Origin of the sequence: Rhodophyticola sp., assembly GCF_965284195.1 — a bacterium.
In the GTDB taxonomy this organism is placed as follows: domain Bacteria; phylum Pseudomonadota; class Alphaproteobacteria; order Rhodobacterales; family Rhodobacteraceae; genus Rhodophyticola.
Genome location: NZ_CBDIRM010000002.1, coordinates 97,381 through 118,260, shown reverse-complemented (window position 1 = coordinate 118,260; position 20,880 = coordinate 97,381). Strand labels below are relative to the sequence as shown.

Sequence of the window (20,880 nt, the reverse complement as noted above, 5' to 3'; positions counted from 1 at the left end):
AACTTACGATGTGACTGGCTGAACAATACAGGCATTCAACATTGGATCTCACCCAACCTAATGGAATGTAATGATATTTTATGGTATGAAGAAAATGTGTTGGTGTATGAAAAAAGGGGTTGCGGGTGTTGAGCGTTATCCTTAGAACCCCTTCACCGGCGGCGCTGCGGTGCTGTTGGTTGAGGATTTATATCGAGGCATGGACGTGCGGGCGCGCCGTTAGTTAGGGCGCAACTGTATGTTTGTTGTCTTGGGCTGTTTGACATTGATGGTATCTGAAGAGATATGTGGGCGGTTTGGTTCATTCGATGGATCAACGTCTGTATATCGCGCTCTTAGGGTTTGTGCTGAATAGCCGCAAGGCGTTAGCACGCTAGAATACCCCGATGATGGAGTGTCAGCTTCACTGTCTTGTATGGACTTCGGTTTCTTTGGAGATCGATGTGCATCAGACAGATGACTCTTGGTTGCAACCCTTTCCTTAGCCGGGTGGGTTGGCTGTTTATCGTGCTCAAGTAGCCGATAGGCGGTAGCACAACCAAGGATGTGCAGAGGTTCGAACGTCAAGAACATCTTAGGATGTTTCAACTTGAGAGTTTGATCCTGGCTCAGAACGAACGCTGGCGGCAGGCTTAACACATGCAAGTCGAGCGAGACCTTCGGGTCTAGCGGCGGACGGGTTAGTAACGCGTGGGAACGTGCCCTTCACTACGGAATAGTCCCGGGAAACTGGGTTTAATACCGTATACGCCCTTTCGGGGGGAAAGAATTTCGGTGAAGGATCGGCCCGCGTCTGATTAGATAGTTGGTGGGGTAATGGCCTACCAAGTCTACGATCAGTAGCTGGTTTTAGAGGATGATCAGCAACACTGGGACTGAGACACGGCCCAGACTCCTACGGGAGGCAGCAGTGGGGAATCTTGGACAATGGGCGCAAGCCTGATCCAGCCATGCCGCGTGTGTGATGAAGGCCTTAGGGTCGTAAAGCACTTTCGCCTGTGATGATAATGACAGTAGCAGGTAAAGAAACCCCGGCTAACTCCGTGCCAGCAGCCGCGGTAATACGGAGGGGGTTAGCGTTGTTCGGAATTACTGGGCGTAAAGCGCGCGTAGGCGGACATTTAAGTCAGAGGTGAAATCCCGGGGCTCAACCCCGGAACGGCCTTTGATACTGGGTGTCTTGAGTTCGAGAGAGGTGAGTGGAATTCCGAGTGTAGAGGTGAAATTCGTAGATATTCGGAGGAACACCAGTGGCGAAGGCGGCTCACTGGCTCGATACTGACGCTGAGGTGCGAAAGTGTGGGGAGCAAACAGGATTAGATACCCTGGTAGTCCACACCGTAAACGATGAATGCCAGTCGTCGGGTAGCATGCTATTCGGTGACACACCTAACGGATTAAGCATTCCGCCTGGGGAGTACGGCCGCAAGGTTAAAACTCAAAGGAATTGACGGGGGCCCGCACAAGCGGTGGAGCATGTGGTTTAATTCGAAGCAACGCGCAGAACCTTACCAACCCTTGACATCCTCTGACCGCCTGGGAGACCAGGTTTTCTCGCAAGAGACAGAGTGACAGGTGCTGCATGGCTGTCGTCAGCTCGTGTCGTGAGATGTTCGGTTAAGTCCGGCAACGAGCGCAACCCACGTCCTTAGTTGCCAGCAGTTCGGCTGGGCACTCTAAGGAAACTGCCCGTGATAAGCGGGAGGAAGGTGTGGATGACGTCAAGTCCTCATGGCCCTTACGGGTTGGGCTACACACGTGCTACAATGGTAGTGACAATGGGTTAATCCCAAAAAGCTATCTCAGTTCGGATTGGGGTCTGCAACTCGACCCCATGAAGTCGGAATCGCTAGTAATCGCGTAACAGCATGACGCGGTGAATACGTTCCCGGGCCTTGTACACACCGCCCGTCACACCATGGGAGTTGGTTCTACCCGACGACGCTGCGCTAACCTCTTCGGAGGGGGCAGGCGGCCACGGTAGGATCAGCGACTGGGGTGAAGTCGTAACAAGGTAGCCGTAGGGGAACCTGCGGCTGGATCACCTCCTTTCTAAGGATGATCGGGATGACCGGCCTCGGCCGGTTACAAAGATCACTTAGCAGAAGATCAACAAACAAAGTTGGTCAAACTCGCAGGCCGGACCGTCCTCGTATCTCTTCAGTACAGAACACGCAGGCCTGCCGGTCTTCGTGATTGCCTGACGCGGCGGCTTGCCCTTTCGGCAGATTTGCCCTGCAAATCCGCCTGTCGGGCAACGTCGATTTTGCCTTTGGCAAAATCAACTTGGGTCGGTAGCTCAGGTGGTTAGAGCGCACGCCTGATAAGCGTGAGGTCGGAGGTTCAAGTCCTCCTCGACCCACCAACGTCTTTTTTGCAGGGCAAAAATGACGGGCGGCAGTCGATTGCTTGCAATCGACGAGAGCCGTTCGTTCCGCATGTTTCTGCACCGCGTTCGGATCGTCGGGCCTTTCCCCTTTCGGGCATTCCTTTGGAATACCCTGCCGGGTGCGGCGCTTTGATGATACGCGATGCGGCATTGATGGGGCCTTAGCTCAGCTGGGAGAGCGCCTGATTTGCATTCAGGAGGTCAGGAGTTCGATCCTCCTAGGCTCCACCATTCCTCGGCTGCGCCTCGTCATGGTGAAGCCCAGGCATTTTGAGTGCGCCAATCCTCAAGTGAATTGGCGGTGGCTCCACCCCCGGCCGCGTATCTTCGTCATCCAACATACCGATATGATCGGCAAGCAGTCGTCTGGACTGTTTGCCCGTCCAATCGGACGTCGCTTCGCAAGAAGCTTTGACATCGTTTAGAGAGAAATCAACAACTTGCTTGGTTGCCTGGAGTAACAGGTGACCTGAGGCGCGCAAGCGCCGGAAAAAGAGCAACGTTGTCCAAGTCAAGTACACTAACCAAGATCGGTCCGCACGGACCGGTCATGTTCCCGTCATCAAGATGACGGGAGCGGGATAGTTTGCTTTTGATCGGAAAGCGTGAGCTTGAGATTTCCATTGTCCGCGGGTCGCGGCGGGGCAGCCAACTGTCCTCAAGTAGCCCTCCGGGCGGTAGGACAATCAATCAAGTCTTTCTCTTTCTGGATCAAATCAAGCGCGAGAAGGGCGTTTGGTGGATGCCTTGGCAGTAAGAGGCGATGAAGGACGTGATACTCTGCGATAAGCCATGGGGAGCTGAGAATAAGCTTTGACCCTACGATCTCCGAATGGGGCAACCCACCTGACAGTTTCTAGTTATCGCGCAGCGATAACCACTCCGTGCCTGCACGTTTAAGTGCGCTATCACATAGCGTTACTTGAGCGCGATGCAGGTACACCGATCCTCTGGATCGGCACTGTGGTTGCTGCGCGCTTATCTAGGGGCAAAACCAGGTACTTCTTACCTGAATACATAGGGTTTGAAGAGCAAACCCGGGGAACTGAAACATCTAAGTACCCGGAGGAAAGGAAATCAATTGATACTCCCCCAGTAGCGGCGAGCGAACGGGGACCAGCCGAGCCTTGCGTGTGAATAGAATGGTCTGGAAAGGCCAACCATAGTGGGTGACAGTCCCGTATATGAAGCACAACAGGACGTATTAAGTAGGGCGGGACACGTGAAATCCTGTCTGAAGATCGGAGGACCACCCTCGAAGGCTAAGTACTCCTTGCTGACCGATAGTGAACCAGTACCGTGAGGGAAAGGTGAAAAGCACCCCGACGAGGGGAGTGAAACAGTACCTGAAACCGAACGCCTACAATCAGTCGGAGCCCCCTTGCGGGGTGACGGCGTACCTTTTGTATAATGGGTCATCGACTTGGTCTCACGAGCAAGCTTAAGCCGATAGGTGTAGGCGCAGCGAAAGCGAGTCTTAATAGGGCGCATGAGTTCGTGGGATCAGACCCGAAACCGAGTGATCTAGGCATGGCCAGGTTGAAGGTTGGGTAACACCAACTGGAGGACCGAACCCACATCCGTTGAAAAGGATCGGGATGAGCTGTGCCTAGGGGTGAAAGGCCAATCAAACTCGGAGATAGCTGGTTCTCTGCGAAATCTATTTAGGTAGAGCGTCATCCGAATACCCTCGGGGGGTAGAGCACTGGATGGGTAATGGGGCCCCACAGGCTTACTGATCCTAACCAAACTCCGAATACCCGGGAGTACTAGATGGCAGACACACAGCGGATGCTAACGTCCGTTGTGGAGAGGGAAACAACCCTGACCCTCAGCTAAGGCCCCCAATTCATGGCTAAGTGGGAAAGCAGGTGGGACGACCAAAACAACCAGGAGGTTGGCTTAGAAGCAGCCATCCTTTAAAGATAGCGTAACAGCTCACTGGTCTAAACAAGTTGTCCTGCGGCGAAGATGTAACGGGGCTCAAGCCATGAGCCGAAGCTAGGGATGCACATAGTGCATGGTAGCAGAGCGTAGTGTGACATAGGACTTGTCCTCTTCTATCGCCTCGATGCGACAGCGCGGTCAAACGCGCTCAAGTAGCGAAGCGGTAGCGCAGGATACAGTCTTTTCTGTGAAGCCGGCGTGTGAGCGATCCGGTGGAGAGATCACTAGCGAGAATGATGACATGAGTAGCGATAAAGGGAGTGAGAGACTCCCTCGCCGAAAGTCCAAGGGTTCCTGCTTAAAGCTAATCTGAGCAGGGTAAGCCGGCCCCTAAGTCGAGGCAGAAATGCGTAGACGATGGGAATCAGGTTAATATTCCTGAGCCAGGAGGATGTGACGGATTGCGACGGTTGTCCCCCCTTATCGGATTGGGTGGGCCGCTTAGCAGTTCCTGGAAATAGCTCCATCCATGAGATCGTACCCTAAACCGACACAGGTGGACTGGTAGAGAATACCAAGGCGCTTGAGAGAACGATGTTGAAGGAACTCGGCAAAATACCTCCGTAAGTTCGCGAGAAGGAGGCCCGGTTCCTAGGCAACTAGGGGCTGGGGGCACAAACCAGGGGGTGGCGACTGTTTACTAAAAACACAGGACTCTGCGAAGTCGCAAGACGACGTATAGGGTCTGACGCCTGCCCGGTGCCGGAAGGTTAAAAGGAGAGGTGAGAGCTTTGAATTGAAGCCCCGGTAAACGGCGGCCGTAACTATAACGGTCCTAAGGTAGCGAAATTCCTTGTCGGGTAAGTTCCGACCTGCACGAATGGCGTAACGACTTCCCCGCTGTCTCCAACATCGACTCAGCGAAATTGAATTGCCTGTCAAGATGCAGGCTCCCCGCGGTTAGACGGAAAGACCCCGTGCACCTTTACTACAGCTTCACACTGGCATCAGGCCATGCATGTGCAGGATAGGTGGTAGGCTTCGAAGCAGGGACGCCAGTTCCTGTGGAGCCTCCCTTGAGATACCACCCTTGCATTGCTTGATGTCTAACCGCGGACCGTTATCCGGTTCCGGGACCCTGTGTGGCGGGTAGTTTGACTGGGGCGGTCGCCTCCTAAAGAGTAACGGAGGCGCGCGAAGGTTGGCTCAGAGCGGTCGGAAATCGCTCGTTGAGTGCAATGGCAGAAGCCAGCCTGACTGCGAGACTGACAAGTCGAGCAGAGACGAAAGTCGGCCATAGTGATCCGGTGGTCCCAAGTGGGAGGGCCATCGCTCAACGGATAAAAGGTACGCCGGGGATAACAGGCTGATACTGCCCAAGAGTCCATATCGACGGCAGTGTTTGGCACCTCGATGTCGGCTCATCTCATCCTGGGGCTGGAGCAGGTCCCAAGGGTACGGCTGTTCGCCGTTTAAAGAGGTACGTGAGCTGGGTTTAGAACGTCGTGAGACAGTTCGGTCCCTATCTGCCGTGGGTGTAGGATACTTGAGAGGAGTTGCCCCTAGTACGAGAGGACCGGGGTGAACGATCCACTGGTGGACCTGTTATCGCGCCAGCGGTAGTGCAGGGTAGCTATGATCGGAAAGGATAACCGCTGAAGGCATCTAAGCGGGAAGCCCCCCTCAAAACAAGGTATCCCTGAGGGCCGTGGTAGACCACCACGTCGATAGGCCGGAGATGTAAGCGCAGCAATGCGTTCAGTTGACCGGTACTAATGGCCCGATAGGCTTGATTTGATCCAGTAACAGAAAGACTGAACCACAAATCAAAGCAAACACATCCCTACTAAAACCTGGACAACGGTTGTTGATACCTCTCGGCGATACCAAAATATCGCCGAAAGAATGAGGTTTTTCCTCGGTTTGGTGGTCATAGCACGAGCAAAACACCCGATCCCATCCCGAACTCGGCAGTTAAGTGCCGTCGCGCCAATGGTACTGCGTCTCAAGACGTGGGAGAGTAGGTCACCGCCAATCCTAGCAAAAACCTCAAATCCCTCTCAAAACGACCACTCAAAAACAAACACCGCGGGGTGGAGCAGCCCGGTAGCTCGTCAGGCTCATAACCTGAAGGTCGTAGGTTCAAATCCTACCCCCGCAACCATACTTTACTATGCGTTGACCCCGCCTGACCGGCGGGCGTTTTTCGTTTGAACGGAAAGCGTAAGGATTCCAGCGAGATCGCGCCTGAACATCGATCGTCCACCTTGCCGATCTCGCAGTGCGGTCCTCGGTGCGCAGCGGCTGGCGTCTCTCAGCTGCATGTGCAAGGCAATCGCTCTCCCAGCCAGGAAGGATCAGCTGTAAAACTCCAGCTTCGACAGCGTGCGTGGTCGTGGCGCTCCCGTGACGAACTTGTCCCATAAGGCTTTCCTTCCATTCCCGCGAAAGGATCGCACCATCAAACCGTGGGATCAAACACCGGCACTTTGCATGGTCTGATCGGGAATGGTGGTTTCGCGCTTCTGGTCGTAGGTCACAACAGTTGGCCTTGCCTTATGATTGCACCAGCTAGGGTTTATGCACGCAATCTGATCTTTGGACATGATAAGAATCTACCGGCGTCTTGGCCGCCCCCGGTAGGGGAGGGCCTGTTTGGAAACCAACCATAAGGTGCTCAGACGACCATCAGAAGATGAAATCGTTCTGATCCAGATCGGCCAGGCTGACACCATCCAGCCGGATGAAATCGCCCGAGCCATCCGCGATGATCACGCGGCTGCTGCCGACCTGCGTCATGTGATTGGCGGCCAGGTCTGCCCAGTCGGTGATCGCCGACACGGCCGAAAGGTCGATATCTTCGCGCCCGTCGAACAGGGCGTCGAAATCGGTGATCGTGTCCTGCCCGAACCCGTCGGCAAAGACAAAGGTCTCGGCCTGATCGCCCCCCACCAGCAGGTCGTTTCCGGCACCGCCGATCAGCACGTCATTGCCGTTTTCGCCGTGCAGCGTGTCGTCTCCTGTGCCGCCCAGCAGGTATCGGCGCTGAACCCACCCAGCATGCGATCGTTGCCTGTCCCGCCGTCCAGGTAATCGAACCCGTTGCCGCCGTTCAGCACATCGTTGCCATTGCCGCCATAAAGATGGTCATCCTGCCCGCCGCCGTTGATGGCGTCGTCACCGTCCTGACCCAGAAGGGTGTCGTTGCCCGCCATTCCGTTGATCCGATCGTTGTCGCCGCCGCCACCGGCGAGATCGGCCCCGCCGCGCAGGATCAGCGTGTCATCGCCTGTCCCGGCCTCGACGGTGTCATTGCCGTTGCCCGCATCCAGGGTGTCGGCCCCGATCCCGCCATAGACCAGGTCGGACGCCCCGCCCGCGTCGATGCTGTCATCGCCATCGCCACCGTCGATCGTATCGCCGCCGCGGTCACCAAGGATTGTGTCGTTGCCCGCATCACCGTTCAACACGTCCTTGCCCAAGCCGCCGCTGATCGAATCGTTGCCGTCGCCGCCGTCGATCGTGTCCTTGCCCGCGTCACCGTCGATCGTGTCGTCGCCCCCAGCTCCGGACGTGCTGTCTCCGTCCGACTTCGTCGCCGGTACAGCCACCGGGCCTGCAGTGCCTGTCTGAGGCCTCGCCCAGAACATCTGAAGAGGAAGTCTGCGTGGTTGACGATCACAGCCGCCACGGCCCCTAGCCTGTTCCACGGCCCGTCGCCTTGTCTGTAGAACGGACTACCCCCCCCTTCCGATCGACGATGACAATGCTGACCCCCGCATCCTGTCGGAACAAGAATGTCGCCGACCTGCAAGCCGGGTGTGAACGTGCCTTGGCCGACATAGGTTATCGGATCGCCATCGAAGGTTGATATGCCGTCGTCAGCCGTACTCAGTGTTCCCTGGTCGTCTTTCAGGGGGGCTGTTGTCGTGCTGCCATAATTCGACAGAAGGACGGTTGAATCGGTGGACAGTGACGAAAGGTCAAGAAGTGAGCCAAGATACTGGCGAACGGTCAGGTTTTCTGTCGGCATTTATTTGCCTCCCACGCATTGCAATGCGCCCTCACCCACCTACATGGTGCAGCTACGTTTACGAGAAATCAACCCTCTCTGGTAGAATATCGCTAGTGCCGGATGTCCCAGGAACCGGCGGGGCGGGCCCTGTTTGCGAATTGCACCATGGTTTCAGAGGTTGCCAGGGCGATCAGGGGCGTTGAAGTGCGGCTCTGACATCATGCTGCTCTTGCAAGTGGTGTGCCGACTGCGTTGGATCAGCATGAGTGTCAGAAGATGAAATCGCCTGCATCCAGATCGGCCAGGCTGACACCATCCAGCCGGATGAAATCGCCCGAGCCATCCGCGATGATCACACGGGCGCCCGCCTGCGTCATGTGGTTGTTGACCAGGTCGGCCCAGTTGGTGATCGCCGAGATGGCCGAAAGGTCGATCTTCTCGGCATTGAGCAGGGCGTCGAAATCGGTGATCGTGTCCTGCCCGAACCCGTCGGCAAAGACAAAGGTCTCGGCCTGATCGCCCCCCACCAGCAGGTCGTTTCCGGCACCGCCATTCAGCACGTCATTGCCGCCCTCGCCGCGCAGGGTGTCGTCACCCGCGCCGCCCAGCAGGGTGTCGGCGCTGAAGCCGCCCAGCAGGCGGTCGTCATCATTGCCGCCATCCAGGTAATCGGACCCGTTGCCGCCGTTCAGCACATCGTTGCCAGTGCCGCCATAAAGATGGTCATCCTGCCCGCCGCCGTTGATGGCGTCGTCGCCCTCCTCGCCATGCAGCGTGTCCAGCCCCGCCATGCCGTTGAGCATATCCGCCCCCGCGCCGCCATAGGCCAGGTCCGCCCCGCCGCGCAGGATCAGCGTGTCATTGTTCAGACCGGCCAGAACCGTATCGTTGCCGCCGCCCAGATCCAGGGTGTCGGCCCCGATCCCGCCATAGACCAGGTCGGACGCCCCGCCCGCGTCGATGCTGTCATCGCCATCGCCGCCGTCGATCGTGTCAGCCCCGCGCCCGCCGTAGATGACGTCGTCGCCTGCGCCGCCCTCCAGCACGTCGCGGCCGGTGCCGCCATCCAGCGTGTCATGGCCGTCGCCCGCCTCGATCCGGTTGGCGCGCCCTGTGCCGATGAACATCTCGGCCACATCCGAGCCGCGGGCGTTTTCGAACCCTTCGGCGATCTGGGTGGTAAAGGCGGTGCGCAATTCCCCCGCGTCCAAGTCATAGACCGATCCGGCGTCGATCCCGGTGCCGATCAGCAGGTCGGTGCCCGCCCCGCCATACAGCTCTTCGGTCGAGGAGATGCCAAGCGTGGTGATGGTATCATTGCCATCGCCGCCAAAGATCGTGTTGGTGCCGCTGCCATCGGTGATCACGTCGTCGCCCGTGCCCGCGTATACCAGTGCGGCGGTGGCGGTGATCATGTCATCGCCCAGCGTACCGATCTGCTGGCTGTCGGCGGCTGTAGACATGCAGGTGGCGTTGGCATTGTCGCGCGGGTCGAACAGGGCCGCCCCGATGCCACCGCCGCCTTCCCATGTCACCGCAAGCCTGCCATCGGCCAGCGCCACGACCTCGGGGTTGGCATCGGCAGGCAGGGCGGTGGACAGGGCGAACATATCCCCCAGTGCCGCACCTTGCGCATCGTACCCTTGGGCGCGCAGGCCAAGGCTGGCATCGTCCCAGACCGCGACGAAGCCGCCATCGGCCAGACCGGCCACCGACAGGGCGCGGGCGTCATCATTTGGGCCGGTGTCGTTGATGGGGATGGCGGCCCCGATGGCGGTGGCGTCGTTGTCGAAGATCCGCAACCGCGCTTCGGTCTGGTTGCTGGTGGTCTCGCTCCAGACCACGACGAAACCGCCGCCTGCAAGCGCCGCCACATCCACACCCGCGACCGTGCCGCCGCTGCCGCCCGACACGGTAAAGGCCGTGGTGCCACCGTTGGTGCCGTTGGGATTGACCAGCCTGCCCGTGATTTCGGCACCGGCGGCACCGGCGATCATGACAAACCCGTCATCCGACAGCGCGGCCACCGAGACCGGCTGCACCGCGCCCGCCAGATCGGCGTTCGTGGCGGCCAGATGGGCAAACGGCCGCGTGCTCCATTCGCCCCAATCGGCGTCGTAATGGACGTAATGCGCCTGCGTGCCTGCGCCCGAGGTGACGGTCCAGCCCACCACGATATCGCCATCCGCCGCGACGGTGACGGTGGGATCGTTGAAGGTCTGGCCGCTGTCCTCGTGATAGCTGCGCACGTCGATGCGGGTGCCGCTGTCGTCGAACAGCCTCGATCCGGATCGAGCGTGGACCCCGCTGCTGTCGCTGTCCTCGAAGGCCAGCACCCAGCCGCCATCGGGGGTGCCTGCGATTTCGAACTGGCCCTCGTCATCGGTTGCGAATCCGGTGTTCAGCCGGAAGGGCCCGCCCTGTGGCTGGCCTAGGCTGTCATAGAGCTGCCCGATGATGTCGGTGCCCGCGCTGGCATCTGCGCTGCCGCCCTCGTCCTGCCACGCGATCAGGATGCGCCCGTCGGCCAGTTGGGTGATCTGGGGGGCAGTCTGCGTGCCGGTGCTGCCTGCCGCCAGAACCGCGATATCGCCAAGCCATGTTTCGGGGGTGGTGGGCATGTCTGTGTCCTTTCACGAACGCGCGCAGGGGGCGTGCGTGCCGGGAATAGGACAGATCCGGTCTGCGGGTGTGACAAGAGTTTGTTAACTTTTGGGCCGCCCCCGCGCGGGAACGGCCCGTTTGACGCCGTTCAGAAGATGAAATCGTTCTGGTCCAGATCGGCCAGGCTGACACCATCCAGCCGGATGAAATCGCCCGAGCCATCCGCGATGATCACACGGGCGCCCGCCTGCGTCATGTGGTTGTTGACCAGGTCGGCCCAGTTGGTGATCGCCGAGATGGCCGAAAGGTCGATCTTCTCGGCATTGAGCAGGGCGTCGAAATCGGTGATCGTGTCCTGCCCGAACCCGTCGGCAAAGACAAAGGTCTCGGCCTGATCGCCCCCCACCAGCAGGTCGTTTCCGGCACCGCCATTCAGCACGTCATTGCCGCCCTCGCCGCGCAGGGTGTCGTCACCCGCGCCGCCCAGCAGGGTGTCGGCGCTGAAGCCGCCCAGCAGGCGGTCGTCATCATTGCCGCCATCCAGGTAATCGGACCCGTTGCCGCCGTTCAGCGTGTCATTGCCGACCCCGCCATAGAGCATGTCATCCTGCCCGCCGCCGTTGATGGCGTCGTCGCCCGCGTTGCCATAAAGCGTGTCCAGCCCCGCCATGCCGTTGATCGCGTCACTGTCGCCCTCGCCATAGGCCAGGTCCGCTCCGCCGCGCAGGATCAGCGTATCGGCGCCCACCCCGGCCTCGACCGTGTCATTGCCGCCACCCGCGTCGAGCGTATCATTGCCCGATCCGCCATAGACCAGATCGGACGCGCCGCCCGCGTCGATGGTGTCGTCGCCATCGCCACCGTCGATCGTATCGCCGCCGCGGTCACCAAGGATTGTGTCGTTGCCCGCATCACCGTTCAACGCGTCCTTGCCGTCGCCGCCGGTCGATCGTGTCGGCGCCGTTGGCCCCGGTGATGATATCGTCGCCGCCGCCGCCGTCGATCAGGTCACCGATGCTGGACCCGGCCGCAAGGCCGCCGTCGATGGTGTCATTGCCGGCCCCGCCGCGCAGATCCTGAAAGTTGACCCCGCCAGTGATGATGTCAGCACCATCACCGCCCTCGATCGTGATGTTGCTACCCCCCCCGGCATCCAGCGTGTCATCCAGCCCGGTGCCGATCAGATGCTCGAACCCGAGGATCTGCACCGTGCGGGCGCCCGGCGTGCCGCGGTCGATGGTCTGCGCGCCCAGGTCGATGGTGTAGCCAAAGGATGTTTCGTTGCTGGCATCGAAGGTGTCATTGCCGGTCCCGCCATCGAACAGGTCGCCGTCGCCAGTGTCGGTGTCGCCGATGACGTTGCCGTCCAGCACCACGAACAGATCGTCATTCGCGCCGCCATCGATCAGGCCGCCGCCCACCGCCTCGAGCGTGTCATTGCCGATGCCGCCCAGCAGGGTGTCGTCAAAGGTCGATCCGCCGAACAGCATATCATTGCCATCGCCGCCCTCGATGGAATCGATGCCGCTGCCGCCGCTGATGGTGTCGTCGCAGCGCCGCCACCCAGCAGTGCGTTGTCAAAACCATTGCCGATCAGCTCTTCGTTCGCGCTGGTGCCGGTGACGTTCTCGAACCCCAGCGCCGATTGCGTGATGGCGCCGCTGCGAACCTCCTGCGCGGCCAGGTCATAGATCGTGCCGCCCGACATCGACTGTCCGACCAACGTGTCGATGCCGGTGCCGCCATCCACGGTCTCGATCGCATCGACAGCCACGATGATCACGGTGTCATTGCCGGCCCCGGCGTCGATCTGGTTGACCCCGCTCCCGTCGGTGATCATGTCGTCGCCGTCATGGCCAAAGGCGAAATCGGCATTGGCGGTGAAGGTGTCGTTGCCCACGGTGCCGATCTGGAAATCGTCCGGACTGTAGACCGGATTGTTCACCACGTCGCGGGTGTCATAGATCGCCATCCGGATGTCCTGCCCGGTGTCGATCTCCTGGTAGACGACGGCGATACGGCCATCGCTCAGACCCAGAACCTCGGGCTGCGATTCCGTGCCCGCCGAATTGATCGTGACCACGCTGCCGACCGAGGCACCGCTGGCGTCATAGCGGACCATGTCGATGGTGTCGGTTTCGTCATTGTCGTAGAGCACGGCAAAGCCGCCATCGGCCAGGGCTGTCACCGACAGCTCGTTGTTGTTGTTGGAGGTCGAGCCCGCGGCGACAAGAGATCTGGCCGGTGACGGGGACGCCAGCATTGTCAAAGATGCGAAGGTGGCGTCACTGTCGGTGCCGTCGAAATTCTGCCACACTGCGACAAAGCCGCCCCCGCTCAGGGCGGCCACATCGGGCTGGGACGTTTCCGTGCCGCTGGTCGAGATCGGGAAAAAGCTGCCGCCGGAGCCCCCGGACGCGGTGATCAGCCGTCCGACGATGTCGTCGGAAAGCGCGTTGTCGCGGTTGGTGACCAGCACGAAGCTGCCATTGCTCAGGGCGGCCACGCTCAGGTTCTGGATGATGCCGGTCGTGGAGGTGTTGCCCGAGGCCAGGAACGAGGTGACCGCCGCCGTGAACGTGCCGGCCGAGACGTCGTAGAAGCTGTAATGCGCGGTGACGTTGGAGCCGTTGTCGACGTTCCAGGCGATGACGGCATCGCCCGTGCCGTTCACCGTGACGGTCGGATCGTTTACGGTCTGGCCCAAGGCTTCGAAAAACTCTTGAAAAGCGATCTGTGTCCCGGCGCTGTTGAAACGCTCGATCACAATGGCATTGGCGCCTGCTCCGTTGTCGTCCTCGTAGACGAGCATCCAACCGCCATCGGGCATTGCCGCGACTTCCGAATTCGCCTTCGTTGTCGCCATTGCGCGTAGAAGTTCATCCGGAACGGCGCACCCACCGCAACACCCAGCGGATTGTAGATCTGTCCGATGATGTCGGTGCCAGAGGAAAGGTCGACATTGTTGGTGTCGTCCTCCCAGGCGACAAGAATGTTGCCGTTGCTCAGCTGCGTGATCTGTTGTTCCCGCTGATTGCCGGTCAGGTTGCCGATGTTGACGGTAAATTCCGAAAGCCAGAGTTCGGGTGTGGCGGGCATGGTAGTATCCTTTGAAGTAAAAATATATTGTCGTAGTATGGATGCTCCGCGGAAACGGTTGATGCAGCGCGGGAGCAAGCTGCCCGAAAGCTGTGGGAGAGTGCATAATAAGCACGGGTTCCCATGTCGGGACGCGCGCAGACTACCCCGTTAGCAGCTTCTAGAGCATCTTTGCCATGCTCGCAGGTCGTTTGGGCTCGAAAGAAAGGCCGCCCCCGAAGGGACGGCCAGATATCAAGGCTGTGGGGCCTGGATCACAGGATGAAATCGGTGGGATCCAGTTCGGCGATCGTTACCCCGTCGACGCGGATGAAATCGCCCGAGCCATCTTCGATGATCACCCGGCTGCCCACCTGCGTCATGTGGTTGTTGTACAGATCGGCCCAGTTGGTGATCTCTGACACGCCTGTCAGGTCGATATCTTCGCGCCCGTCCATGTCATCGAAATCGGTGATCGTGTCCTGCCCGAACCCGTCGGCAAAGACAAAGGTCTCGGCCTGGCTGCCGCCAACCAGCAGGTCGTTTCCGGCCCCGCCATTCAGCAGGTCGTTTCCGGCCTCGCCCTGCAGAGTGTCGCCCGAGCCGCCCAGCAGCGTGTCGGAGCTGAAGCCGCCCAGCAGGCGGTCGTCGTCTGCCCCGCCGTCCAGGTAATCGAACCCGTTGCCACCGTTCAGCGTGTCATTGCCCGAGCCGCCATACAGCGCGTCATCCTGCCCGCCGCCGTTCATGGCATCGTCCCGCCCTGACCAAGCAGAGTGTCGGTACCCGCCATCCCGTTGACCAGGTCGTTGCCGATGCCGCCACGGCCCAGGTCGGCACCCCCGCGCATGATCAGGAAATCCGCTCCGGCGTTGCCGTCAACGGTATCGTCGGCGCCGCCGGCATCCAGCGTGTCGTCACCCCCGCGGCCAAAGACTATATCCGCGGCACCGCCAGCATCGACAAAGTCATTGCCGACGCCGCCGTCGATGGTGTCGCTGTTGCGGCCACCATAAAGGCTGTCATTGCCGGCGTTGCCCGTGATCAGTTCGAAGCCGTCGTCGCCTTCGATCAGGTCGTCGCCGGCCAGGCCGATCAGCGTCTCATGGCCGTTCGAGCCTCGCAGGGTGTCGTCCTGCCCGGTTCCGGCCACCTGCTCGAAATTCTGGATCTGCACCGTGCGGAAACCCACTGTGTCGCGGTCGATCGTCTGCGCGCCCAGGTCGATCGTATACCCGGACCGATGTCTCGTTGCTGGCATCGAATGTGTCGTTCGCCGGCACCGCCGTCGAACAGGTCGCTATCGCCGGTGTCGGTATCGCCGATGACGTTGCCGTCCAGCACCACGAACAGATCGTCATTGCCGCGCCGCCATCGATCAGGCCGCCGCCCACCGCCTCGAGCGTGTCATTGCCGATGCCGCCCAGCAGGGTGTCGTCAAAGGTCGATCCGCCGAACAGCAGATCGTTGCCCGCGCCGCCCTCGAGGATATCGATGCCACTGTCGCCGCTGATGGTGTCATCGCCGCCGCCGCCCAGCAGGGTGTTGTCGTCAAAGCTGCCGATCAGCTCTTCGTTCGCGGTGGTGCCGGTCACGTTCTCGAAATTCAGCGCCGATTGCGTGGTGCCCCCGTCGCGGACCTCTTGTGCGGCCAAGTCATAGACTGTGCCGTTGAATATCGACTGTCCGGTCAAGGTGTCGATGCCGGTGCCGCCATCCACGGTCTCGTTGGAATCGACGCCCAGGATGGTGACGGTGTCATTGCCGGCCCCGGCGTCGATCTGGTTGTTCCCGCCCCCGTCGGCGATCTCGTCGTCGCCGTCATGGCCAAAGGCGAAATCGGCAGTGGCGGTAAAGATATCATCGCCCACGGTGCCGATCTGGAAATCGTCCGGTTCATAGACCGGATCGTTGACCGTGTCGCGGGTGTCATAGATCGCCATCCGGATGTCCTGCCCGGTGCCGATTTCCTGCCAGGTGACGGCGATGCGGCCATCGCTCAGGCCCAGGATCTCGGGTTGCGATTCCGTGCCTGCCGAATTGACCGTGACCACGCCCCCGACCGAGGCGCCGCTGGCGTCATAGCGGACCATGTCGATGGTGTCGTCCTCGTCATTGTCATAGACCACGGCAAAGCCACCATCGGCCAGGGCCGTCACCGACAGCTCGTTGTTGTTGTTCGTGAGACGATGCTGAGTCGATGAAGGTCTGGCCGGTGACTGGCGGTGCCGGAATTGTCGAAGATGCGAAAGACCGCGTCACGGTCGGTGTCATCGAAATTCTGCCACACTGCGACAAAGCCGCCCCCTCCAGTGCGGCCACATCGGGCCGGGTCGATGCCGTGCCCGAGGTCGAGATGGTGAAAAAGCCACCGTCACTGGCCCCGCCCGAGGTGATCAGCCGCCCGATGATGTCGTTGTTAATCGAGTTGTCGCGGTTGGTGACCAGCACGAAACCGCCATTGCTCAGGGCGGCCACGCTCAGGTTCTGGTTGCCGCCGGTCGTGGAGGTGTTGCCCGAGGCCAGGAACGAGGAGGCCGAACTGAACGTGTCGGTCGAGGTGTTGTAAAAGCTGTAATGCGCGGTGACGCTGGACCGTCGTCGACGTTCCAGGCGATGATGGCGTCACCGTTGTCATTCACCGTGACGGTCGGGTCGTTGAAGGATTCGCCGGTTCCTTCAAAGAAGGTCTCGGTATCGGTCTGCGTGCCGGTGCTGTCGAACACCTCGACCGCGACAGAGGTGCCGGTGCCGTCGGTATCCTCGTGGACCAGGATCCAGCCGCCGTCCGGCCTGGCGGCGATCTCGAACTCGCCCTCGTCATCCGCGAACCAGTTGGTGTTCATCTGAAACGGGCTGCCGACAGGTTCGCCCAGCGGATCGTAGATCTGTCCGATGATGTCGGTGCCGTTGGCGGAATCGACGTTGTCGGTGTCATCCTCCCAGGCGACAAGGATGTTGCCGTTGCTGAGCTGGGTGATCTGTTGTTCCCGCTGATTGCCGGTCAGGTTGCCGATGTTGACGGTAAATTCCGAGAGCCAGGTTTCAGGTGTGGTTGGCATTGTTTCATCCTTGTCAAATAATGAATCAAATTGCGCAGCACAGTCATTTCCATCGCCTCTTCACGCGCCTTGCCAACGGGTAAGAAAAACAACCGTCCCTGAAGAAGAGACCATTGTGGAAATGCGCTGCGCCCTTGGTGCGGGCCAGCAACACGCTGGATGGCAAGACACAGGCAGGTTAGGCGAAACAGCTGTTTTTTTAAAGGTTTGGTAAAAAATTTATTGATCTACGCAGGAAACTGCCTCGGAATTTACCCCTGAACCTGTCCTGAATCCGACCGTTATCCGCGCGCGGCGATCCGGGCCTTGTAGTCGTCCAGGTCGCGGCGGGCACGCACCAGCCTGCGCCATTCGGCGATGTCGAACCGGTTTTCGGCCACGTCTTCGAACAGCCGCTCCAGCAGGCCCATCTTGCGCAGGTGATAGGGGATGCCGTGTCCCACGAAGGGAATGTTCAGATCGACCCGGCCGGGGATGTCCAGCAGGTCGATATGGGCCGCGTCCTCGGCGCAGCGGCGGTCGAACGCCACCACCGCGCGGGCGGGTGCGCGGCAGCCCTGATCTGCGATTTGCGGAAAGCTGTCCCATTCCTGCGCACGGCCTTGGGGGAACCGGGTTTCCCACGGCACCAGATCGGCCGACAGCGTGGCCTGTGGGTTCATCGACAGCACCTTGTCGGCCCGGAACGCATCGGCATAGGCCAGTGCTGCATAGCCGCCCATCGACCCGCCATAGGTCATCACGCTGTCATAGGGGCAAAACACGCCGGCCTCTGCCAGCCGCTCGCACAGATCGCGCAGGCCCGGCGGGCGGAACCAGTGCGAGCGGGTGGGCTTGACGAATATGCCTGCCTTGTCGGTGCGGTCGCGCACAAAGCCAAAGCCCCAGCCGGCGCGGGTGCGTCTGGGGTTGTTTTCGGCTATGCCGGCATGATCGAAACAGACCACCAGTTGCCGCGCCGGACGCAGCAGCACATCGACAGTGTAACGATGCAATTCCACAGACCAGACGCGCCCGCGCCGATGAAAGAACCCTGCCTGTTTCAGGCGCGCGGCAAGGGATGATGTATCTGTCGGATCAAAAGACATACCCGAAAGTGTCAATTTCCTTTTCAAAGGCTTTTGCCACGATGGCGCGGCTGGCCTCGTCATAGTAATCGCGATAGCTGGCTCCGCGTTTCGACACCTTGGTCTGCATCAGCGGCTCGGACTCGTCAATGCCAAGCCTTGCATAGATATCGGCCATGCCCCCGTTCAGATCCTCGAAGCGGTAGATGTGATCGACAATCATCCGGTCGTTCACCGTGTAAAGCCCCCAGCCGCGCTTGTGTATCCGTTCAAGCACGTTGGGTTTGCGCACGAAGGCGTCAAAGGTCAGGCTGTCTGACCAGATGCCTTTGGTGATACGGTTCTTCTTCATGTAGTGATAGGCCGACACTGTGCGGTCGAACGGGTTGCGCTCAAAGGCGAAGATGAAATAGTCCCGCCAGGCCTGTTGCCCCAGCAGCCGCCGTGCCTTGGCGGCGGGGAGTGGTTGTTCAGTTGCCACGGTGTTCCATCGGCCAGCGCCGTCACATGGTTCTGCGGCCCAGGATGGCCCTTTGCATGGCGGATCGCCTCGTCTTCGGCAATGATGGGTGTGATCACGTCGTCTGGCCGCAATGCTTGCTCAGCGCGATTTCCACGCTGGTGCCAGCGGTCTTGGTGGTCTTGACGAAGACGAAGCTGTGCCTGTGCGAAATGATCATGCCCCGGCCTCTTGTCGTGCCGTCACATCGGCCCAGGGCGCGCGGGCCTGGGGGAACTTGGCCTCGATTGCGGCGCGCACCGGGGCCAGCACCGTGCGCAGCTCGTCCACCACCGCGGCGGGCAGGCCAAAGGCGTCAGTGGCATTGTCGCGCCGTTCCAGCTCGGCTGCGGGCAGGTCCAGCCGCTCGATGCCCAGCCAGTCGCAGACCCCGTTCAGCGCGCCCGCCTTGTCGGCCATCATCGTCTCGTAGAACTCGAACCGCAGGTTCTCGGGGGCAGTAGTTGCGCTCCAGCGTGGCCACGGTGTCATCATAGCGCGACAGGTTGATGATCACCGGCCTGTGCGCGACCGCCAGGATCTCGTCCGGGGTCGCCTTGGTGATGTCCTGACCGCCGACCTTGAACACGTAGCGCACCGCCGACAGCGCGCGGTCCAGCGGCTCGCGCATGATGAAGATCACCTTCTGCCGCTCGGATATGCGCTTGATATGATCGTGCCCTGCATCGGGCAGCAGCGCGTATTCCGGGCTGAAATCCATCGCATAGCGCCCGGTGCCCCGAAAGATGCCGAGCACTACCAGTGGTCATTCATCGGCCGGAACAGACGCATCATGTCCCGCGGGGAGCTTTTCGCCGGTGGCCTGGGCCTGGATGAATTTTGCCACCCGGCGCGGATGGCGTTCCATCATCCGCTTCATCACGTTCATCTTCATCTGCGGCCCCAGCATGCCACCGCAATGCACCGTGGTGAAATAATGCAACTCCTTGTGGCTGCCCTGGCGGGTCTGCTCGTGATCGGCCAGCCGGTTATACAACCATGTCGTGCCGCTTTTCTGTGCGCCCACACATGAAAGAAGATCGGGAATGATCATCGCAAGGTCCTTTGGGTCAAATACGTTCGGTGTGTGTCGCGCGTGCGGTCACGCTGTGTGCGGTCTTATTGTGAGTGTGCATATAGCCAGACCGCGAAACTGCATCAATCCGTGATGACGTTCACGGTTTGATGCCGCATGGTGGCAGTCTTTCTCGTCGGGTCTTGGGGGCGCGGAGATATCCGGCCCTTCGCAAAATGATCTGCCATCGGCCTGCCTGAACCGGGGTATGGCGGCCTGGTCAGTTGATTTTCTGAACGCCTTCGAACAAGGCCGCAGACATCCGTTGGCCAAGGGACGGTTTCCACTCCGACTTGGTCAGGATTGTCGGATGCTGTGACGTGATAAGACCATCAGACCGGATATTCGACATGGGCCATACGGTCCTATACGCGTTCAGACCATGATCGCGTGCCATCTCGCCGAACTTGCTGTCGGTATAGGTCACGCATTCCGGATAAAACCAGCCATCTTCGGTATTCGATTTCCTGGGATCTTCGCAGCGGATGTATGTGACCATCGCGATCGAGTCCTCGTGCATCGTATCGGCAATCGAGGACAGCAGCCTGGTGTCAGGTCGATTCCGGTATGTGACGCGATGGATTGCGCAAAGATGTAATCGACGGGGCCTGAGGTGAAGGAGAAATCGAAATCGGTATTATGCGTGAATGTCGGTGCCTTGGCGGCGATGACCTGTGACTCGGCCATATCAGCGCCGAAATGCATTTTTACGCCCGCGTTCAGGATATCGCGGTTCGGCTCCACGCCGAAATACCTGCCGCGCAGCAGATGCATCAGCGCAGATCGGCCCAGGCGCAGGCTGCCGCATCCGACATCCAGGAAGCGGTGGTGTTCGGGCGCAGCCCCAGATCCATCAGCAAGCTGGAATTGCATCCCCGATCATGTCGTAGACAAAGGGCGGACCGACCCAGGCGCGTGGATGGTCGGCGCCGGCCCCTAGTTTCAAGCCCAGTTCATCATGCTCCTCGGCCGGAACATCCCTCAACGCTTCTTGCCTGAGCCGTTGTGGGTCTGCCCTTTGAAAAACGATCAATCCGGAATTTCCACTCATGTTTCGCTCCTGAGTTTACTGCTCGGTGATAACGCCTTGTCAGGTCGTGATCACGCTTCGCCTTGGGCATGCAGACGACATTTTCCGGATGCCCAACCTGTCGCGGGCACGATCACCTGATTTTTTCGACAGATCAAGGATTCTGCTCGGCAC

18 protein-coding genes, 3 tRNA genes and 3 rRNA genes are annotated in these 20,880 nt (G+C 59.9%); 7 read left to right on the top strand and 17 right to left on the bottom strand.

Going from position 1 to position 20,880, the window contains the following annotated elements; all coding sequences use genetic code 11:
- Window positions 1–585: 585 nt before the first annotated feature.
- The 6 genes from ACQ651_RS20940 to ACQ651_RS20915 all read left to right on the top strand — a co-directional run bounded on the left by ACQ651_RS20940 (window position 586) and on the right by ACQ651_RS20915 (window position 6,440).
- Window positions 586–2,052: ribosomal RNA gene (locus tag ACQ651_RS20940) — 16S ribosomal RNA — on the top strand.
- 236 nt (window positions 2,053–2,288) lie between these two features.
- Window positions 2,289–2,365, top strand: a tRNA-Ile gene (locus tag ACQ651_RS20935).
- 179 nt (window positions 2,366–2,544) lie between these two features.
- Window positions 2,545–2,620, top strand: a tRNA-Ala gene (locus ACQ651_RS20930).
- A 483-nt stretch (window positions 2,621–3,103) separates the two neighbouring features.
- Window positions 3,104–6,073: ribosomal RNA gene (locus tag ACQ651_RS20925) — 23S ribosomal RNA — on the top strand.
- Window positions 6,074–6,198: 125 nt separating this feature from the next.
- Window positions 6,199–6,313 (top strand): 5S ribosomal RNA (gene rrf / locus ACQ651_RS20920).
- The 16S, 23S and 5S rRNA genes sit together here with 3 tRNA genes alongside, the layout of an rRNA operon.
- 50 nt (window positions 6,314–6,363) lie before the next feature.
- Window positions 6,364–6,440: transfer RNA gene (locus tag ACQ651_RS20915), tRNA-Met, on the top strand.
- Between the two features lie 524 nt (window positions 6,441–6,964).
- On the opposite strand, the gene ACQ651_RS20910 is transcribed toward ACQ651_RS20915, so the two are convergent.
- From ACQ651_RS20910 to ACQ651_RS20865, 10 genes are all read right to left on the bottom strand, one after another.
- Window positions 6,965–7,285 (bottom strand): hypothetical protein, encoded by a 321-nt coding sequence (locus ACQ651_RS20910; RefSeq protein ID WP_430450539.1) that lies wholly within the window; start codon window positions 7,283–7,285, stop codon window positions 6,965–6,967.
- A complete protein-coding gene (locus tag ACQ651_RS20905) occupies window positions 7,255–7,887 on the bottom strand; it encodes a calcium-binding protein (protein ID WP_430450474.1) in 633 nt (210 codons plus the stop codon). The genes ACQ651_RS20910 and ACQ651_RS20905 overlap by 31 nt, the downstream gene beginning before the upstream one ends.
- A gap of 673 nt (window positions 7,888–8,560) precedes the next feature.
- Complete coding sequence (locus tag ACQ651_RS20900; RefSeq protein WP_430450473.1) at window positions 8,561–10,912, bottom strand: calcium-binding protein; 2,352 nt, start codon at window positions 10,910–10,912, stop codon at window positions 8,561–8,563.
- Window positions 10,913–11,043: 131 nt separating this feature from the next.
- On the bottom strand, window positions 11,044–11,817 hold the full coding sequence (locus tag ACQ651_RS20895) for a calcium-binding protein (RefSeq protein ID WP_430450472.1): 774 nt from the start codon (window positions 11,815–11,817) through the stop codon (window positions 11,044–11,046).
- The gene (locus ACQ651_RS20890; RefSeq protein ID WP_430450538.1) at window positions 11,807–12,409 is read right to left on the bottom strand and encodes a calcium-binding protein; all 603 of its coding nucleotides are present in this window, start codon (window positions 12,407–12,409) and stop codon (window positions 11,807–11,809) included. The genes ACQ651_RS20895 and ACQ651_RS20890 overlap by 11 nt, the downstream gene beginning before the upstream one ends.
- Complete coding sequence (locus ACQ651_RS20885) at window positions 12,301–13,707, bottom strand: hypothetical protein (RefSeq protein WP_430450471.1); 1,407 nt, start codon at window positions 13,705–13,707, stop codon at window positions 12,301–12,303. The genes ACQ651_RS20890 and ACQ651_RS20885 overlap by 109 nt, the downstream gene beginning before the upstream one ends.
- Window positions 13,659–13,994, bottom strand: a complete 336-nt coding sequence (locus tag ACQ651_RS20880) for a hypothetical protein (RefSeq protein WP_430450470.1) — start codon at window positions 13,992–13,994, stop codon at window positions 13,659–13,661. Before ACQ651_RS20880 ends, ACQ651_RS20885 begins: the two co-directional genes overlap by 49 nt.
- 254 nt (window positions 13,995–14,248) lie before the next feature.
- Complete coding sequence (locus ACQ651_RS20875) at window positions 14,249–14,722, bottom strand: calcium-binding protein (protein ID WP_430450469.1); 474 nt, start codon at window positions 14,720–14,722, stop codon at window positions 14,249–14,251.
- Window positions 14,719–15,126, bottom strand: a complete 408-nt coding sequence (locus ACQ651_RS20870) for a calcium-binding protein (RefSeq protein ID WP_430450468.1) — start codon at window positions 15,124–15,126, stop codon at window positions 14,719–14,721. The genes ACQ651_RS20875 and ACQ651_RS20870 overlap by 4 nt, the downstream gene beginning before the upstream one ends.
- Window positions 15,077–16,132: a calcium-binding protein gene (locus ACQ651_RS20865; protein ID WP_430450467.1), complete on the bottom strand. Its 1,056-nt coding sequence runs from the start codon at window positions 16,130–16,132 to the stop codon at window positions 15,077–15,079. The genes ACQ651_RS20870 and ACQ651_RS20865 overlap by 50 nt, the downstream gene beginning before the upstream one ends.
- Window positions 16,133–16,173: 41 nt before the next feature.
- Between ACQ651_RS20865 and ACQ651_RS20860 the strand changes: the two genes are divergently transcribed.
- Complete coding sequence (locus tag ACQ651_RS20860; RefSeq protein ID WP_430450466.1) at window positions 16,174–16,542, top strand: hypothetical protein; 369 nt, start codon at window positions 16,174–16,176, stop codon at window positions 16,540–16,542.
- On the opposite strand, the gene ACQ651_RS20855 is transcribed toward ACQ651_RS20860, so the two are convergent.
- The 7 genes from ACQ651_RS20855 to ACQ651_RS20825 all read right to left on the bottom strand — a co-directional run bounded on the left by ACQ651_RS20855 (window position 16,454) and on the right by ACQ651_RS20825 (window position 20,727).
- Window positions 16,454–17,035, bottom strand: coding sequence for a hypothetical protein (locus ACQ651_RS20855; RefSeq protein ID WP_430450465.1), 582 nt, complete (start codon window positions 17,033–17,035; stop codon window positions 16,454–16,456). The two genes, ACQ651_RS20860 and ACQ651_RS20855, sit on opposite strands and share 89 nt — an antisense overlap.
- Before the next feature lie 281 nt (window positions 17,036–17,316).
- A complete protein-coding gene (locus ACQ651_RS20850) occupies window positions 17,317–18,030 on the bottom strand; it encodes a hypothetical protein (RefSeq protein ID WP_430450464.1) in 714 nt (237 codons plus the stop codon).
- 82 nt (window positions 18,031–18,112) lie between these two features.
- On the bottom strand, window positions 18,113–18,583 hold the full coding sequence (locus ACQ651_RS20845) for a sulfotransferase family 2 domain-containing protein (RefSeq protein WP_430450463.1): 471 nt from the start codon (window positions 18,581–18,583) through the stop codon (window positions 18,113–18,115).
- Between the two features lie 195 nt (window positions 18,584–18,778).
- Entirely contained in the window at window positions 18,779–19,096 is a 318-nt protein-coding gene (locus ACQ651_RS20840) for a hypothetical protein (protein ID WP_430450462.1), read from the bottom strand.
- A gap of 271 nt (window positions 19,097–19,367) precedes the next feature.
- Complete coding sequence (locus ACQ651_RS20835; protein WP_430450461.1) at window positions 19,368–19,655, bottom strand: hypothetical protein; 288 nt, start codon at window positions 19,653–19,655, stop codon at window positions 19,368–19,370.
- A 444-nt stretch (window positions 19,656–20,099) separates the two neighbouring features.
- Window positions 20,100–20,549 carry a hypothetical protein gene (locus ACQ651_RS20830; protein ID WP_430450460.1) on the bottom strand — a complete coding sequence of 150 codons (450 nt, stop codon included), beginning with the start codon at window positions 20,547–20,549 and terminating at the stop codon, window positions 20,100–20,102.
- The gene (locus ACQ651_RS20825) at window positions 20,530–20,727 is read right to left on the bottom strand and encodes a hypothetical protein (RefSeq protein ID WP_430450459.1); all 198 of its coding nucleotides are present in this window, start codon (window positions 20,725–20,727) and stop codon (window positions 20,530–20,532) included. The genes ACQ651_RS20830 and ACQ651_RS20825 overlap by 20 nt, the downstream gene beginning before the upstream one ends.
- Window positions 20,728–20,880 lie beyond the last annotated feature (153 nt).

Bases quoted from the DNA above. Each gene is read 5' to 3' on its own strand.
- ACQ651_RS20900 (WP_430450473.1), bottom strand. From the start codon at position 10,912: ATGCCCACCACCCCCGAAACATGGCTTGGCGATATCGCGGTTCTGGCG.
- ACQ651_RS20885 (WP_430450471.1), bottom strand. From the start codon at position 13,707: ATGCTCGTCTACGAGGACGACAACGGAGCAGGCGCCAATGCCATTGTG.
- ACQ651_RS20880 (WP_430450470.1), bottom strand. From the start codon at position 13,994: ATGCCCGCCACACCCGAACTCTGGCTTTCGGAATTTACCGTCAACATC.
- ACQ651_RS20875 (WP_430450469.1), bottom strand. From the start codon at position 14,722: ATGAACGGCGGCGGGCAGGATGACGCGCTGTATGGCGGCTCGGGCAAT.
- ACQ651_RS20860 (WP_430450466.1), top strand. From the start codon at position 16,174: ATGAAGGTCTGGCCGGTGACTGGCGGTGCCGGAATTGTCGAAGATGCG.
- ACQ651_RS20855 (WP_430450465.1), bottom strand. From the start codon at position 17,035: ATGCCAACCACACCTGAAACCTGGCTCTCGGAATTTACCGTCAACATC.
- ACQ651_RS20840 (WP_430450462.1), bottom strand. From the start codon at position 19,096: ATGATGACACCGTGGCCACGCTGGAGCGCAACTACTGCCCCCGAGAAC.
- ACQ651_RS20835 (WP_430450461.1), bottom strand. From the start codon at position 19,655: ATGATCATTCCCGATCTTCTTTCATGTGTGGGCGCACAGAAAAGCGGC.
- ACQ651_RS20830 (WP_430450460.1), bottom strand. From the start codon at position 20,549: ATGCAATTCCAGCTTGCTGATGGATCTGGGGCTGCGCCCGAACACCAC.
- ACQ651_RS20825 (WP_430450459.1), bottom strand. From the start codon at position 20,727: ATGAGTGGAAATTCCGGATTGATCGTTTTTCAAAGGGCAGACCCACAA.